15 protein-coding genes and 1 pseudogene are annotated in these 15,708 nt (G+C 37.3%); 14 read left to right on the forward strand and 2 right to left on the reverse strand.

What is annotated here, in order from left to right; translation table 11 throughout:
* Positions 1–9 precede the first annotated feature (9 nt).
* Both SCI76_RS01540 and SCI76_RS01545 read left to right on the forward strand, forming a co-directional pair.
* Entirely contained in the window at positions 10–1,278 is a 1,269-nt protein-coding gene (locus tag SCI76_RS01540; protein WP_196299091.1) for a cell wall metabolism sensor histidine kinase WalK, read from the forward strand.
* Positions 1,265–1,822, forward strand: a complete 558-nt coding sequence (locus SCI76_RS01545; protein ID WP_048020753.1) for a DedA family protein — start codon at positions 1,265–1,267, stop codon at positions 1,820–1,822. The genes SCI76_RS01540 and SCI76_RS01545 overlap by 14 nt, the downstream gene beginning before the upstream one ends.
* Positions 1,823–2,195: 373 nt before the next feature.
* Here SCI76_RS01545 and SCI76_RS01550 read toward each other — a convergent pair.
* A pseudogene (locus SCI76_RS01550) lies at positions 2,196–2,450 on the reverse strand (amidase); the annotation flags it as partial.
* A 136-nt stretch (positions 2,451–2,586) separates the two neighbouring features.
* On the opposite strand from SCI76_RS01550, the gene SCI76_RS01555 reads away from it, so the two are divergent.
* The 3 genes from SCI76_RS01555 (at position 2,587) to SCI76_RS01565 (ending at position 4,838) form a co-directional block, all read left to right on the forward strand.
* A complete protein-coding gene (locus tag SCI76_RS01555; RefSeq protein WP_048020755.1) occupies positions 2,587–3,213 on the forward strand; it encodes a type 1 glutamine amidotransferase family protein in 627 nt (208 codons plus the stop codon).
* Between the two features lie 211 nt (positions 3,214–3,424).
* Positions 3,425–3,931 carry an RNA polymerase sigma factor gene (locus SCI76_RS01560; protein WP_053074078.1) on the forward strand — a complete coding sequence of 169 codons (507 nt, stop codon included), beginning with the start codon at positions 3,425–3,427 and terminating at the stop codon, positions 3,929–3,931.
* Complete coding sequence (locus SCI76_RS01565; RefSeq protein ID WP_048020757.1) at positions 3,915–4,838, forward strand: anti sigma factor C-terminal domain-containing protein; 924 nt, start codon at positions 3,915–3,917, stop codon at positions 4,836–4,838. Before SCI76_RS01560 ends, SCI76_RS01565 begins: the two co-directional genes overlap by 17 nt.
* A gap of 134 nt (positions 4,839–4,972) precedes the next feature.
* On the opposite strand, the gene SCI76_RS01570 is transcribed toward SCI76_RS01565, so the two are convergent.
* Entirely contained in the window at positions 4,973–6,568 is a 1,596-nt protein-coding gene (locus SCI76_RS01570; RefSeq protein WP_394531689.1) for an alpha-amylase family glycosyl hydrolase, read from the reverse strand.
* 393 nt (positions 6,569–6,961) lie between these two features.
* On the opposite strand from SCI76_RS01570, the gene pxpA reads away from it, so the two are divergent.
* The 9 genes from pxpA to SCI76_RS01615 all read left to right on the forward strand — a co-directional run bounded on the left by pxpA (position 6,962) and on the right by SCI76_RS01615 (position 15,222).
* The gene (pxpA, locus tag SCI76_RS01575; RefSeq protein WP_028413248.1) at positions 6,962–7,723 is read left to right on the forward strand and encodes a 5-oxoprolinase subunit PxpA; all 762 of its coding nucleotides are present in this window, start codon (positions 6,962–6,964) and stop codon (positions 7,721–7,723) included.
* Between the two features lie 24 nt (positions 7,724–7,747).
* The gene (locus tag SCI76_RS01580; protein ID WP_033579076.1) at positions 7,748–8,986 is read left to right on the forward strand and encodes an NRAMP family divalent metal transporter; all 1,239 of its coding nucleotides are present in this window, start codon (positions 7,748–7,750) and stop codon (positions 8,984–8,986) included.
* A gap of 52 nt (positions 8,987–9,038) precedes the next feature.
* Positions 9,039–9,830, forward strand: a complete 792-nt coding sequence (locus SCI76_RS01585; RefSeq protein WP_407544953.1) for a putative hydro-lyase — start codon at positions 9,039–9,041, stop codon at positions 9,828–9,830.
* A 17-nt stretch (positions 9,831–9,847) separates the two neighbouring features.
* A complete protein-coding gene (gene pxpB / locus SCI76_RS01590) occupies positions 9,848–10,603 on the forward strand; it encodes a 5-oxoprolinase subunit PxpB (protein WP_034266379.1) in 756 nt (251 codons plus the stop codon).
* Positions 10,600–11,595 carry a biotin-dependent carboxyltransferase family protein gene (locus SCI76_RS01595; RefSeq protein WP_407544955.1) on the forward strand — a complete coding sequence of 332 codons (996 nt, stop codon included), beginning with the start codon at positions 10,600–10,602 and terminating at the stop codon, positions 11,593–11,595. Before pxpB ends, SCI76_RS01595 begins: the two co-directional genes overlap by 4 nt.
* A 22-nt stretch (positions 11,596–11,617) precedes the next feature.
* Entirely contained in the window at positions 11,618–12,079 is a 462-nt protein-coding gene (gene accB, locus SCI76_RS01600) for an acetyl-CoA carboxylase biotin carboxyl carrier protein (protein WP_033579072.1), read from the forward strand.
* Between the two features lie 42 nt (positions 12,080–12,121).
* Positions 12,122–13,486: an acetyl-CoA carboxylase biotin carboxylase subunit gene (gene accC, locus SCI76_RS01605; protein ID WP_407544958.1), complete on the forward strand. Its 1,365-nt coding sequence runs from the start codon at positions 12,122–12,124 to the stop codon at positions 13,484–13,486.
* A gap of 134 nt (positions 13,487–13,620) precedes the next feature.
* The gene (locus SCI76_RS01610; protein WP_033579070.1) at positions 13,621–14,385 is read left to right on the forward strand and encodes an IclR family transcriptional regulator; all 765 of its coding nucleotides are present in this window, start codon (positions 13,621–13,623) and stop codon (positions 14,383–14,385) included.
* Positions 14,386–14,412: 27 nt separating this feature from the next.
* Complete coding sequence (locus SCI76_RS01615; protein ID WP_033579069.1) at positions 14,413–15,222, forward strand: uroporphyrinogen-III synthase; 810 nt, start codon at positions 14,413–14,415, stop codon at positions 15,220–15,222.
* The last annotated feature ends 486 nt before the right edge of the window (positions 15,223–15,708 follow it).

Consider the following 15,708-nt stretch of genomic DNA (forward strand, 5'->3'; position numbering starts at 1 on the left):
GAGAAGCACATGAACTTAGATGATATAGATAACATTGCTTCAACGCTAAATCCTATAACGGATGCTCATCCTAACTTAGGGTTCTTAGTAGCAAATGCCAAAGGAGACGTTCTTTTTCATTCAAATAACAAAAAAATAAAAAGTACCAATATAAAGTATTTACTCAAACAAAAGCTTACAGCTGAATCTACGGGCAATCAATCATTTAATACACATTATTCTTCTTTTATATCGCTCCTTTCCCTTCAAGATGATATCGGATACCTCGTTATTGAAGGACCTTCTTTTGATCCTATTTTCAGTCCGAATAGATATATTTATCAAGTCTATATGGGACTTGGAGGTAGTGTGCTCATCTTTTTTGTCTTGTTTTTATTATGGACAAGGCCTATTACACGGTACATTAAGCAGATTGAAGAGGGAATCAACAGGATTGTGAACAAGGACTGGACGTATTCCATTCCGGTGAAAGGAAAAAATGAACTGTCATTCTTAGCTAAAAACATCAATTGGATGACCGAACAAATGAGGCAACGTTTTGAAAAAGAACGTAAAGTGGAACAAGCCAAAAATGAATTAATTACAAATCTCTCGCATGATTTACGAACTCCATTGACCTCTATTATTGGATATCTAACACTCTTGAAAGATAAACAGTATAAAAATAGTGAAGAGCTGGAGCAATACATTCAAACCACCTACGGTATTTCATTCAAATTGAAAAATTTATTGGATGAACTATTCGAATATACGAAGTTGTCTCTACCTGACGTAGACATGCAATTTCAAGAAGTCGATTTAAGTGGGGTGTTATATCAGCTTGTAGGAGAGTATACTCCCATGTTTGAAAATCGTGGGCTTTCCGTAAAAGTAGAGATTCCTGATGAGGCTGTTTTTATCTCCATAGATATTGAGAAAATGATTCGCGTTTTCGATAATTTACTTTCGAATGCTGAAAAATACAGTCATGAAAGTGGAGATATTGAGATAGTCCTCTATACTAACGAAAAACAAGTCATTGCACGTATTTCTAATACAACTGATCAAATTGCTTCTGAAGAATTAAGCCATCTGTTTGATAAGTTTTATCGAATGGATAAAGCACGCTCTAGCAAAGTCGTAGGGTCGGGAATTGGCCTTTCCATTGCCAAACGAATTGTTGAACTTCATCAAGGCGAAATATGGGCAGAAAGCGAGCAAAACAAGATAACGATGTATGTTGTGTTGCCTTTGCACCAAGATACAAAGGAGAAAGAGACCATTTATGAAGATTTATGAACTAATTAGACTATCAGTAGAAATTATGTTTACGCCTATTTCTGATGATGTTCTAATGCTAACTCAAGTCGGTATCTGGGCTTCTAAGGGCATCAACCCTTATGTAGTGTGGGTATCGTCTTGGATTACACTCTTTATAGCTTTTCTATGGTTCTTTCTAGTAGGAAAATTCTTTAGACAGGTGCCTCTAATTGAAAAATGGATGGCGAAGAAATGGTTACAAAAAGCCGAAAAGCTACTTGATCATTTTGGGGCTGGGGCGATTATGTTAGCTTTTTTTGCACCTGGAGTTCGACACCCTATTCATTATATAGCCGGAATTTTAAAGTTTCCGATAAAAAAATATTTGCTAGCTAACTTTTTAGCATCTTCCCTATATTCGGGCGGCTGGACTTTTATGGTTTATAAGTTTAACCAAAAAATTGGGATCAAATTAGTGTTACTTTGGTTACATCAACCCTTGTCTATCGTACTACCATTAGTCGCTATTGCCCTTTTATGCTTCATTTTCTACAAGGTGAAAAGAAATAAAAATGAGTCGTGATATTATTTCTACTTCATACTGCTCATGAAAAAACTTGTTTTATAAAAGACCTAAGTGATACGGGACTTATCTAATTAAAGGAGCAAAGTGATGTGAAATTGATACAACAACTTTTCTCTTCAATTTGTTTATTTTTGTTGATATTAGGCGTGGTATTAGCGATTTGGGAATTTATAAATTTATTATTACATGTTAAAAGTAACTTACGATAACCATTAATTAGGCTTAAGTAGCTATATGCTTGTAAAAGGCTGCATACGACAAATAATAAATCTTAATCAGAACCCTAATTTTACAAAGGTTCTTTTTTTATTCCTAAAAGTCACATTATGGTAACTCCACTTGTAGAAGATATACAGTTAAAATAAAGATCTTATGATTGTATTGCTTCAGTCAAATTTAACTTTTTGATCAATTCTTCAGTTGTTAAAACTTTGGCAAACTCATTATCTAAAGTTGCTAATGACACAGTATGTATTTGTTCAGCTGGATAATATGCATTATCTTCTCCTTTTATTGCAAATGTAGCTGTGGCATCTGATACGAGATACGTTTCAAATCCTAAATTATCACTCATTCGAGTAAAAGTTGATACATAATGTGGAGTTGTTAATCCTACTATTACGCTATTACGACTTTTTCTATTTTGTTTTCTTTCAAATGATTCTCAATCTCCTTGTTTTTTCTGAATATTTTAACATTTTTTATAGATATATACCTTTAAAATGGTATAATATAGAGAACGTCAGTTCGGGAGGCTTAATATGCAAACAAAAAAAGTTTATATTTATGTATTTAATACAATGTCAGATTGGGAGTATGGATATTTAATTGCTGAACTAAATTCAGGAAGATATTTCAGACAAGGTTTAGCCCCTTTAAAAGTAATGACGGTAGGAGTTAATAAAGAAATTATTAAAACAATGGGGGGGCTGAGTATACAGCCAGATATTTCTCTTGATGAGTGCACTCTTTTGGATAAAGATCTTTTAATTCTACCGGGAGGAAATACATGGAGTGAGGAGATTCATCAACCTATATTGAAAAAAGTTGGGGAAGTTTTAGAGCTTGGTACTATTGTAGCTGCAATTTGTGGTGCTACTGATGCCCTTGCAAATAGTGGATACTTAGATTCTAGAAAGCATACGCTTAATAACTTAGAATATACGCAAATGGTCTGTCCTAATTATAAAGGGGAGAAGTTGTATGAGATTGGACCTGTAGTATCCGATAATAACATGATTACTGCTTCAGGAGTAGCACCTCTAGAATTCGCGAGGGACGTATTAAAAAAATTAGATGTATTTGCATCAAATACATTAGATTCATGGTATAGCTTAAATAAAACTCAGAAGTCCGAATACTTTTTTCAGTTAATGAGCTCAATATAGGTTCCTAATTATATACAAGGTGGATTACAATAATTTTCTTTTTTATTTTTGTAGATACCTATATTCTGTTTTATATTAACTAAATTGATTTTTTGTTTAAGAAAGTAATTGCCTAAAAAGCAATTACTTTTCTTTTTTTATAGAAAAATATGAAATAATTGTATACTTTTTCACTGTTCAGACGTTATAAGACAGGAAGGAGGAAAAACATTTGAAAAATCGGTTATCAAACGATCAACTAAAAATTGTCATGAATCAACTTTACTCATATTTAATTAAACAAGGTGCAAACCAAGAAACAGCTAAAGATATTGTTCAAGAAGCTGTTTGTAAACTACTTCTTCATCTTGAATCGATTGATACCGATAAATATAAATCATGGCTTTTTAAAGTAGCTATAAACTTATATTACGATCACTGTCGAAAGAACAAAAAATCTCAGTACGTGGTAGTAGAAGATTACCTTATTACCAATGAACGATTAATTGAAGAGATAATGATTGTACAAGAAAATCAGCTTCTAGTAAGAAGTATACTTCAAAAGTTGTCTCCCACCTTTAAGCAACTGCTTCTTTTAAAATACGAGCTAGAGTGGTCATATAAACAAATTGCGGAATATGTAGATATGAAACCTGAGGCTGTGAAAACATATTTAGCTCGTGCTAGAAAAACATTTAAAGAGATGTATAGGAGAGAATATAATGAAGAAAACGAATGATGAGTTAGATTCTATTTTTGATGAAAAGTCTTTACATAGAACACTTAGAAAAGCAAAGTATAGAGCAATTTCACGAACAATTTTTATCTCCGCACTCGTAGTCAGCTTTATTATTGGTATATTTGTAAAAGGGAATAATTACTTTATTAACACACAAGGAGAAAAAATTGCTGATCGGTTAATCACAGAAAATTATGTGAGGATGTCTCCAAATACATTTACTAGTACAGATACAATTTCAATTGGAGTTTTAAAGGGGACTATTAAGAGTGAAGTATTTAAAGTTATTAAAAACAAAGTGATACCTTGGGATACAGAAGAAATAACGTATGATTTACTCGGAAACTTGAATGCATCATTCTCCATGAGTAGTACAATTGTCAATGAAACGACAGTTTATCATATTCCTAATGGGCAACGTGAGATGTTATTTTACGTACCCAAATACAAATATAAGTTGTATGCGAATGACTTTGACATGATTAAAAAATATCCAAATGATAAATACATGGAGATGGCCATATCTCTCAATAAAAATTACACATTGAAAGAAGTACAAAAGATGCTGCCTACATCTACTCACCAAACGTGGTATTGGGTAGATAACTATGGAAAGTCTACTGGTTACAGAAACAATCCAGAAAATGGGCGATGGCTATTAGGTATTTCTAAACCATCACCACAACTAGGAGCAAAACTAACGACTACTAAAATTAAAACAGAAGCAGACTTTTTAAATGAGCTCCAAAAAACAGATCCAGGAGAAGTGAAAAATTTAAAAAACAGACAGAAAAATGGATTGATTATAGGCGTAGTTGTTACAGGAACAAAAGAAGAACTGCTTTCTTTGAAAAACAAACCATATGTTAAAGCAGCTAGTTTGGGAGCAGTGGTAGATAAATATTGAATTTTAGGGACTTGAAATGAAGGAAACCCGTTGTATATTAACTGATAGATAAATAAAAAGAATCCTTTTTTTATTCCTTCTAGGTAAAAAAACCTCTAAGTGACTACCTGGTAATTACTTAGAGGTTTTTTGAATTATTTTACTAAAACCGTTGTATTCGCCGGAATCACAAGCTGATTTTTGACCTTTTTAGCACCTTTTTCACTAGCAAAAATCAATTTACCTTTCGCTGCTACAGATACTTTTACAGGTTGATTTGAAATATTATGATACACACTAATGGAGTTGCCTTTATACGTACGGCTATAAGCAACAACTTCTTTACTGTCTACTGAAATAGATTGAAGCGTTCCTTTTACTAACTCTTCGTGCTGCTGACGTACGCGAATCATTTCACGATAATGATTTAACAAAGAGTCCTTTTGTTTGGTTTGTGCTTCTACAGACACGCCGTTGCCGCCTTTATTGTATACAGGTGTTTCCCAACTAGTTTGTCCAAGTCCGTTTCCTTCGTACCAGGGGAACGGTTCACGGATTAACTCATCAGGCTTTTCACCAGTCATGCCGATTTCTTCACCGTAATAAATATACGGGTTGCCAGGAAGCGTAAGTAAGATAGAAGCAGCTGATTTTGCTTTGTTCACATCGCCGCTCAGCTCACTCATGACGCGATTTTGGTCATGGTTGGTTAAGAAAATGCCGTCAATTTTATTTGGATTGTATGATTTGAACAGCTCATCCGTTGCCGCTGCTGCAGTGGCGATTCCTTGATCATTTCCTGCTTTTACAGAGCTGACAATTTTTCCTGCTAAATCAAAGTTAAATAGGGAATCAAGCGACTGATAATAAGGAGCTACCACTTCCGGCTGATCCCATACTTCACCCGTTAGATATACGTTCGGGTTTTCTTTTTTCATCGCATCTCTAAATTCATTCCACCACACAATATTTTTCTTAGCGCCTTCAGGTGTTTGACCTTTAAAGATATGAAGGGCAGCATCTAAGCGGAAGCCGTCAACGCCTTGCTTTAGCCAAAACTTTCCGACGTTAATCATTTCTTTTCTTACTTCAGGGTTATCGTAATTTAAGTCAGGCATTCCTTCCCAGAACGTTCCGTAAAAATACTCTCCGTTTGGAGCTTTGTGCCATACTTGTTGTCCCCAAGATCCTTTTTCATTCAAATCGGTATTTTTATCAGCCCAAATATAGTAATCTCTGTACTTGCTGTTTTTATCTTTTAACGCAGCTTGAAACCAAGGGTGTTCACTGCTCGTATGATTCACAACGAGGTCCATAATAACTTTTACATCTCGTTTATCCGCTTCTTTCATTAGCTTGCGAAAATCTTGCAGATTTCCGTACTGAGGATCAATGTTATAATAGTCCGTTACATCATATTTATGATAGCTAGGAGAAGGGTTGACCGGCATCATCCAAATCCCGTTTACTTGAAGATCATTCTTTGTATGAGAATTGCCATCATTTAAATAGTCCAGTTTTTGTGTAAGACCTTTTAAATCACCATGTCCATCTTTATTTGCATCGTAAAAAGAGTTTACATACACCTCATAAAAGACACCGTTTTTATCTGCAGCTGCAGATTTACCTTTATGTACGGTTTCGGCGTGAACGCCTGTTGATAAGCTAGCAGCCAGCGGCAGTGTTAGAGCTAAAGCTGTCCATTTTTTCCCTTTCATCGTTTCATCCCCTTTTTTTGCAATCGTTTGCATAAATTGACTACAATTGAAATATAGCACCTATTTGAAAACGATTACAATGAAAATTTCATTTTGATTATTTTGAACTAGTAATTATTCTGACAACCTAGTTATTTACTGTGTCCAATGACATTAAGAAGCTGCATTATATTAAGGCTATAGATAGAAAACACAAATAAAATAAGGGAGTATTATCCAAATAAAAATAATGACTATGTCAAATATTCTGACAATGTTGTTGTTCAATTCATCATCTCGTGCTAAAATCCAAATATAACTGAAAAACGGTACTTAAGTTCCGAAAAACGGAACTTGAAGTATTAATGCAGATAATTCAGCTTGGATTTTATTTACTATCTGCAAATGATTACGCTTACAATGAAGTTTTTAAGGGGGAAGAACGAATTGAATAAAGTAGATTTAAACTGTGATTTAGGGGAAAGCTTTGGTGCTTATCGCATTGGCAATGATGAAGCCATTTTAGAACACGTGACGTCTGTGAACGTAGCCTGTGGATTTCATGCAGGGGATCCAAGCGTCATGAGAAAAACGGTAAAATTGGCCGCTGAAAAAAAAGTGCAAATTGGTGCTCATCCTGGTCTACAGGACCTTATCGGTTTTGGACGCAGAAACATCAATATTTCACCTCAGGAAGCCTACGATATCGTAGTCTATCAAATTGGTGCATTAAACGGTTTTTTGCAAGCAGAAGGGTTATCAATGCAGCATGTAAAACCTCACGGTGCACTATATAACATGGCTGCTAAAAATAAAGCGTTGTCTGAAGCAATAGCAAAAGCTGTTTACAACGTAAATCCTGAGCTGATTTTGTTTGGATTATCTGGAAGTGAGCTGATTCAAGCCGGTAACAGAATTGGTTTGAAAACGGCCAACGAAGTATTTGCAGACCGTACCTATCAGTTAGACGGTTCTCTTACGCCTCGTACAGAACCAAATGCTTTAATTGAAAATGACAACGAAGCTGTTTCTCAAGTTATTACAATGGTGAAAGAAGGGAAAGTCAAATCTCAGCAAGGCAAGGATGTAGAATTGCAGGCAGACACGATTTGTATTCACGGAGACGGGGCTCACGCACTTGAATTTGCTCGTCATGTCAACCGTTCTTTACAAGCATCAGAAGTGGTAGTTAAGGCTATTTCACAATAAAAACTACATACAATCAGGAGGAAGATGATATTGGAGCCAATAAAAAAATCAACACCTCAGCAAAAGCTTTCGGCTGCACCTAAAGTAAACTGGACGTTAATGCTTGGAGCCGCTTTTTTAATGGCCACATCGGCTATTGGACCAGGCTTTTTAACTCAAACTACCGTATTTACACAAAATTTAGCCGCAAGCTTTGGATTCGTTATTTTAATTTCAATTATTCTTGATATCTTTGCTCAAACCAACGTATGGAGGATTATTGCCGTTTCTGAAAAACGCGGACAAGAAATCGCCAATATGGTATTTCCCGGATTAGGATACGTGCTCGCTATTTTAATTGTAATTGGAGGACTTGCATTTAATATTGGAAATATTGCCGGTGCCGGTCTTGGATTAAATGCGATTACAGGTATTTCTCCAACAGCCGGAGCTGCAATTAGTGCAGTTATTGCCGTGCTAATCTTCGTTGTAAAAGAAGCTGGAAAAGCAATGGATCGCTTCACGCAAATTGCAGGTTTTGTCATGATTGGGCTAATGCTATATGTAGCAGCTACTACTTCACCTCCCGTTGGAGAAGCTGTAGTGAAATCTTTTAAACCTGATCAAATCGACATCATTGCGATCGTTACGCTTGTTGGAGGTACTGTTGGTGGTTATATTACCTTTGCAGGCGGACATCGTCTTTTAGATGCCGGGGTAAAAGGCATCGATTCTTTACCTCAAGTCACTAAAAGTTCTGTAACAGGAATTCTTATCACTTCCGTTATGCGAATCGCTTTGTTTTTAGCTGTACTTGGCGTTGTATCTAAAGGGTTACAAATTGACCCAGCCAATCCTCCAGCATCCGTGTTTCAGCTCGCAGCAGGAAACGTCGGTTATAAAATCTTTGGTATTGTCATGTGGTCTGCTGCTATTACGTCTGTAGTGGGAGCTGCTTATACATCCGTTTCGTTTATTCAAACGTTTAGTGAAAAACTTAATAAAAACTCAAACTGGATTATTATTGGATTTATTATTATTTCAACTCTGTCGTTTGTCTTAATTGGAAAACCTGTAAAAGTTCTTCTATTAGTTGGAGCAATTAATGGATTAATTCTGCCGATCGCCCTTGGAACATTACTAGTTGCTGCATATAAAAAAAGCATCGTTGGTGAGTATAAGCATCCTTTATGGCTTACCATTTCTGGTGTACTTGTCGTTATTGTAATGGCTTTAATGGGCGGTTATACGTTAATGGATCAGCTTCCTCAATTATTTAAATAAAACAATGTGCCCGCACGCAAGTTGTGTGCGGGTAATGATGGGAGATAGAAACATGTCAAACCTTTCACAACTAACTCCAGCTGAACTTCGTCAGCAAATCCGTAACAACCAGCTTATTCACCCAACGGCAGGCATGGCAAACGGCTATGCTCAAGCTAATTTAGCTATTTTACCAAAGAAACAAGCCTTTGACTTTCTATTGTTCTGTCAGCGTAATCCTAAATCTTGTCCGCTTTTAGATGTAACGGACGTTGGATCTCCTGTTCCAAAGTTTGCGGCTCCGTCCGGAGATATTCGTACAGACATTCCGAAGTATCGAATCTATGAAAATGGGGAACTGGTAAAAGAAGTAACCGATATCAAAGGCTATTGGACAGAAGATATGGTAGCTTTTCTCATCGGCTGCAGTTTTACATTTGAACACGCACTTTTAAACAACGGCATACCTGTTCGTCACATTGAAGAAAACTGTAATGTTCCTATGTATAAAACAAATATTTCATGCGCTGAAGCGGGAATATTCCACGGCTCGACGGTCGTTAGTATGCGTCCAATTCCTCAGCAAGACGTAGTGCGGGCAGCGCAAGTAACTTCACGTTTTCCAGCTGTGCACGGAGGACCTGTTCACATTGGAAACCCCGCTGCAATAGGCATTGAAGACCTTCACTCTCCGGATTTTGGCGATGCTGTTTCCGTCAAAGAAGGCGAAGTTCCCGTGTTTTGGGCTTGTGGTGTAACTCCTCAAGCTGTAGCAATGGAAACAAAACTTTCTATTATGATTACACATGCTCCTGGACATATGTTTATTACAGATATTCGAGATGAAAAACTAGGTGTTTTATAAAAGAAAGAGGTGTAGATATGAATCAAACCGTAACAAAAGCGTCAGCTGTTATTTCTCCGCTTGGCGACTCAGCGCTTGTTATAACGTTTGGAGATAGTATTCAGTACGATATTCATAAACAAATCAAAACGTGTAAAGATTCAATAGAATTAAATCCTTTCCCTGGGTTTATTGAATGCGTGCCGGCATTTACGAACCTTACGATCTTTTATAACCCTCTTGAAGTGGTAGCAGCCGTGAAAAAGAAGGAGAAAAAAGAATTTGTGTCTCCTTTTGAAGTAGTGTCTTCTATCCTTCAAAGTAAATTAGAGAACGAACAGACAGAAAAAGAGTTAGACCATCGTACGGTTTCCATTCCAGTTTGCTACGGAGGAGAGTATGGACCTGATCTTGAATATGTCGCTCGTCACCATAACTTAACACCTGAAGAAGTAATAAGTATTCATTCTGAAGGCGAATACTTAGCGTACATGATTGGATTTGCTCCTGGATTTCCGTTTCTCGGAGGACTATCTGAAAAAATTGCTACGCCTCGCCGCTCGTCTCCTCGCACCTCTATTCCTGCAGGTTCGGTTGGTATTGCAGGAATGCAAACAGGAGTGTATCCTATTTCCACTCCCGGAGGATGGCAGCTAATTGGTCAAACGCCGATTAAACTGTTTTTGCCGGAGCAAAATCCTCCAAGTTTGCTGCAGGCTGGAGATATTGTAAAATTTGAGCCTATCTCTAAAGAAGAGTATCAAGAACTGCAGGCAAAGGAGGGGGAAAAATGAGTATAAGAGTTAGTAAAGCCGGGTTATTAACAAGCATTCAAGATTTGGGAAGAAAAGGATTTCAGCAGCACGGTGTAATTGTAAGCGGTGCAATGGATTCTTATTCTCTCCGAATTGCTAATTTACTAGTTGGTAACGATGAAAAAGAAGCGGGACTTGAAGTTACGCTAATGGGGCCTACCCTTGAAATAGAAAGTGATTGTTTAGTAGCGATCACAGGTGGAGATTTAACTCCTTCGGTCAATGGAAAGCCAGTCCCGATGTGGAAACCTTTATTTATTCCAAAAGGAGGCACTTTATCATTTGGGCCTTGTAGAACTGGTTGTCGTTCTTATCTATCTGTAGCTGGAGGATTTTCTATTAATGAAGTGTTAAATAGTAAAAGCACGTATTTGAGGGGCGAAATTGGTGGCTATAAAGGAAGAGCATTACAAACAGACGACGTTTTACCTGTATCTGTTCCTGCTGCTTCAAAGCCTGCTTTTCTTTCCAATGAACTGATAAACGGAGTATATACTTCTTCATGGTCCGTAAATTATAAAGAATTTGTCCATTTTACAAAGAAACCAAGTGTCCGTGTTATAAATGGGGGTCAATTTGATTTATTTACAGCTGAAAGCCAAAGTCATTTTACTCAAGAACCCTTTAAAGTATCAAATCAATCAGATCGAATGGGTTATCGAATGGATGGACCTTCTCTTCAGCTTCAAGAAAAAAAAGAGCTATTGTCTGAAGCCGTCTCACAAGGTTCTGTTCAAGTCCCGCCAGATGGAAATCCCATTATCCTGTTAGCAGACCGCCAAACTACAGGAGGATATCCTAAAATCGCTCAAGTCATCACAGCGGATTTACCGCTTTTAGCTCAAGTAAAGCCCGGAGAATCCATCTATTTTTCTCACATTTCGCTTCATGAAGCAGAAAAAATCTATTTAGAAAAAGAACAGCTGCTTCAAGAATTGAAGATTGCTATTAACCTTGCGTCAACTAAATAACATAAAACGGGAGTGACAAGAAATGATAAACGTACGTGAATTGCAAGAAGTTGTTTCATTAATGAATGAATCTGGTATTCAAAAGCTCCATATTGAACATGAAGGAACAAAAGTTGTCATTGATAAAGCGGGAATTCCTTTAGAAGACACAGCTGTTACAGAAGTAAAAACAGAGGAAGTAAAAGCCGCTGCTGCTGAGCAAACGCCTCAAGATTCTATGTCTGTAAACGCAGCAGAGAATAATGAAAAACAAATCTTATCACCAATGGTTGGAACCTTTTACGCCAAGCCAGAAGCAGACGCTGATCCGTTTGTTCAAGTAGGACAAACTATTGAACGTAAAGATGTTGTATGTGTAATTGAAGCGATGAAGCTGTTTAACGAAGTAGATGCAGGAATGGACGGAGAAGTGCTTGAAATTCTTGTGAAAGACGGAGATGTTGTTGAGTTTGGACAGCCTCTATTTACCGTAAAATCATATTAAAGTATACGTATTAAAGTATACATATTGTCAGGAGGAGCCACTATGTTCAAAAAAGTGTTAATCGCAAACCGCGGTGAGATTGCAGTTCGTATCATTAGAGCTTGTAAAGAGATGGGAATTGTAACCGTGGCCGTGTATTCAGAAGCAGACAAAGATGCACTTCACGTAAAGCTAGCAGAGGAGTCATTTTGTATTGGTAAAACGTCTTCTAAAGAAAGCTACTTAAATATTCGGAATTTGCTTACCGTAGCACAAGTAACCAAGGCAGACGCTGTTCATCCCGGCTACGGATTTTTAGCTGAAAATGCTGATTTTGCTGAGATGTGTGAATCCTATGATATTACCTTTATTGGTCCAAAAGCGGAAGCCATCCGTAAAATGGGAGCAAAAGCTGTAGCAAGAGAAACAATGAAACAAGCCGGTGTGCCTATTGTACCCGGCACGGAAGGACTGATTGAAGATAGCAGCACCGCTATTCCAGTAGCAAGAGAAATAGGCTATCCAATCATTGTAAAAGCTACAGCGGGCGGCGGCGGAAAAGGAATGCGGCTAGCTCATAGCGAAGAGGAGCTAGAAAAAGCGATTCGTCAAGCTCAGCACGAAGCAGAAACAGCTTTTGGAAACGGCGGAGTATACCTTGAAAAATATTTAGAAGAACCAAAACATATCGAAATTCAAATTATTGCTGATGAAGAAGGTAATGTAGTTCATTTAGGTGAGCGAGATTGTTCGATTCAGCGACGTCATCAAAAATTAGTAGAAGAAGCTCCGTCTCCTGCAGTAGATGAAAATCTTCGTGCGAAAATGGGCAAGGCGGCAGTCTCGGCAGCTAAAGCAGTCGATTATACAGGTGTGGGAACGGTGGAGTTTCTGTTAGATAAACACGGACATTTTTACTTTATGGAAATGAACACACGGATTCAAGTTGAACACCCTGTTACAGAACTTGTAACAAACATCGACTTAATTAAAGAACAAATTTCAGTAGCAGCAGGCTACCCGCTATCATTTGCTCAGCGGGATGTTCAGTTAAAGGGATGGGCAATTGAATGTCGAATCAACGCAGAAAATCCGGCTAAAAACTTTATGCCTTCTCCTGGAAAAGTCGAGATGTATTTACCTCCTGGCGGCTACGGCGTTCGTGTAGACAGCGCGGTTTACCCAGGCTATGAAATTTCTCCATTTTATGATTCAATGGTGGCGAAATTAATTGTAACAGGGAAAGACCGAAATGAAGCGATTCAACGAATGAAACGTGCGCTAGAAGAATTCATCATTATAGGTATTCACACAACCATTCCTTTTCATTTAGAATTACTGAATCATCCTTCTTTTAACGAAGGGGATTTTACAACCAAATTTCTAGAAAGTAACCCTATTTCAATTAAAGAACTAGAAACGGTGTAAGAAAGGAAAGTGCTCTTATAAGGGAGTGCTTTCCTTTTTTTCTTCATGTATAATAAAAAGAACATATTGTGATTAGCTAGTAAGCTATACGTCTATCAAATACATGTATTCGCACAAATAAGGGAGAAGGTTTTATGCAAGCTAATAATAAAACAGTCGTTAAATCCATGCAGATTCTCACGCTTTTTATCAACCACCCTAAGCTGACCTTCACAGAAATGATGGAATATTCAGGCGTTCCGAAAACTTCTTTACATCGGATGGTTGGTTCGCTTGAAGAGATGGGATTTTTAACAAAAGACGCGCAAGGATACTATTCGCTAGGACTTTTATTCTTGCAATTTGGTCAGCTAGTGGCTAATCGCTTAGATATTAGAAATATCGCAAAGCCCGTAATGGAAACGCTCCGAGACGAAGTAGAAGAAGCGGTTAATCTAATTGTACGAGATGGGGATCAAGCCATGTATATTGAAAAAGTAGATACGCTTCATCCCGTGCGTCTCTATACATCAATTGGAAGGCGTTCACCTCTTTATGCAGGAGCTTGTTCACGCATTATTTTGGCGCATTTACCCGAAAAAGAACAAGAGGCATATATTACTCAAACGGAGCTAACTCCAATAGGTATTGGAACCATTACAGATCAAAAGAAACTAAGAAATGTATTAAAAGAAGCAAAAGAAAAAGGGTATACCATTAGCACCTCTGAATTAGAAAACTTTACAACATCCGTGAGCGCGCCGATTGTAAATCATCAAAATGAAGTGGTTGCAGGCATTAGCGTAGCGGGAATTGAAGCGAGATTTCAAGGAGACAGACTGCCGTTCATTATTCAAAAAGTAACAGAAGCGGCGAGCCTAATTTCTGAAAAACTCGGTTATCAAGGTTCATTAAAGTAGCATACATAGAAAAATGGAGGTAAACCATTGAAACGATTAGAAGGTAAAACAGTCGCACTCGTAGGTCAGCGTAAAGTAGAAGAAATCAGCAAAATTGTTGAAAACCTTGGCGGGACCCCGCTTGTACGACCTGCACAAGGAACCATCTTTTTAGATGACACACACTTAGAAGCAGATATTAAAGAACTGGTAAAAGGAAATTATGATTGGTTTATTTTTACGACAGGCGTCGGGACGGAAATTTTATATAAAACAGCAGATAAGCTAGGACTAGCTGATGAATTCCTTTCTTCTTTACAAGCAGCTAATATTGCTGCACGCGGGTATAAAACCGTAAATATGTTAAAAAAGCTCGGTGTTACTCCAACCGTTCGAGATGATGATGGAAGTACAGCGGGCCTAGTCAGAGCGCTTCATTCGTTTTCTTTTGAAGGAAAGCATGTAGCGCTTCAGCTTCACGGAGATCCTGCACCAAAATTGATTGATTTTCTTTCGAATCAAAAAGCCCAATTTAAAGAGATTTTACCGTATCAGCATATTCCTCCAAAAGCAGAAGTCATGGAACAGCTTATAAACGAATTAACAAGCGGGAAAGTCGATGCTGTTAATTTCACAAGCGCTCCCCAAGCCCGCTTTTTATTTTCGTTTGCAAGAGAACACGGACAAGCTGATCACATTCGAGAACTCTTTGAAAGCTCTGTAGTAGCTGTGGCCGTTGGGAAAGTAACCGCTGCTGCTTTAAAAGAAGAAGGAGTAGATCGTATTGTTATTCCTGACCAAGAAAGAATGGGAAGCGCAATTGTAGCTTTAGAACACTATTATCAGCAGCGTGATTAAAAAAACCTTCTCGCCTCATGGCGAGAAGGTTTTTTGTATGGCTTCATCCAAGCATTGTCGAATATTGTTTGAAAATTGCCTATTGTCCTCTTTTTGAACTTCTTCAAACATCGAATAGAAATAAATTCATTGTTATTCCAGAAAATCATTTTCAAATATTGTAAAAATGGTAGATAAAGGGTAAAAATAGACGAATATGTTAAAGAGTTGTTACGTTTCTTTTAGAAATATCTTAAATCTAAACAGCTTAAACAATAATAATTATCTACTTTATAACGCTAAAAGCACTGCTGTTTGAAGCTTGATAGATCTTTCACTGGCATGGGGAAATAAAGGTATATTTTTGCAGGCAAGAAGTGAATGTATACACAAGCGTTAAATGTTACATTACTGAAATACAATTGTAATATTGTTATTCTTTTTTTGAACGTTTATCGTGGTATAATTTTCGTAGATTTTCATTAGCATATTTAGCTATTTATCGAC

The sequence above is a fragment of the Priestia sp. HNGD-A6 genome, assembly GCF_045784335.1.
Taxonomy (GTDB): Bacteria; Bacillota; Bacilli; order Bacillales; family Bacillaceae_H; genus Priestia; species Priestia zanthoxyli.

Excerpts from the sequence above, each read along its gene's own strand:
- SCI76_RS01540 (WP_196299091.1), top strand. The coding sequence starts at position 10 with ATGAACTTAGATGATATAGATAACATTGCTTCAACGCTAAATCCTATA.
- SCI76_RS01545 (WP_048020753.1), top strand. The coding sequence starts at position 1,265 with ATGAAGATTTATGAACTAATTAGACTATCAGTAGAAATTATGTTTACG.
- SCI76_RS01555 (WP_048020755.1), top strand. The coding sequence starts at position 2,587 with ATGCAAACAAAAAAAGTTTATATTTATGTATTTAATACAATGTCAGAT.
- SCI76_RS01565 (WP_048020757.1), top strand. The coding sequence starts at position 3,915 with ATGAAGAAAACGAATGATGAGTTAGATTCTATTTTTGATGAAAAGTCT.
- SCI76_RS01570 (WP_394531689.1), bottom strand. The coding sequence starts at position 6,568 with ATGCAAACGATTGCAAAAAAAGGGGATGAAACGATGAAAGGGAAAAAA.
- SCI76_RS01580 (WP_033579076.1), top strand. The coding sequence starts at position 7,748 with ATGATATTGGAGCCAATAAAAAAATCAACACCTCAGCAAAAGCTTTCG.
- SCI76_RS01585 (WP_407544953.1), top strand. The coding sequence starts at position 9,039 with ATGTCAAACCTTTCACAACTAACTCCAGCTGAACTTCGTCAGCAAATC.
- pxpB (WP_034266379.1), top strand. The coding sequence starts at position 9,848 with ATGAATCAAACCGTAACAAAAGCGTCAGCTGTTATTTCTCCGCTTGGC.
- SCI76_RS01595 (WP_407544955.1), top strand. The coding sequence starts at position 10,600 with ATGAGTATAAGAGTTAGTAAAGCCGGGTTATTAACAAGCATTCAAGAT.
- accB (WP_033579072.1), top strand. The coding sequence starts at position 11,618 with ATGATAAACGTACGTGAATTGCAAGAAGTTGTTTCATTAATGAATGAA.
- accC (WP_407544958.1), top strand. The coding sequence starts at position 12,122 with ATGTTCAAAAAAGTGTTAATCGCAAACCGCGGTGAGATTGCAGTTCGT.
- SCI76_RS01610 (WP_033579070.1), top strand. The coding sequence starts at position 13,621 with ATGCAAGCTAATAATAAAACAGTCGTTAAATCCATGCAGATTCTCACG.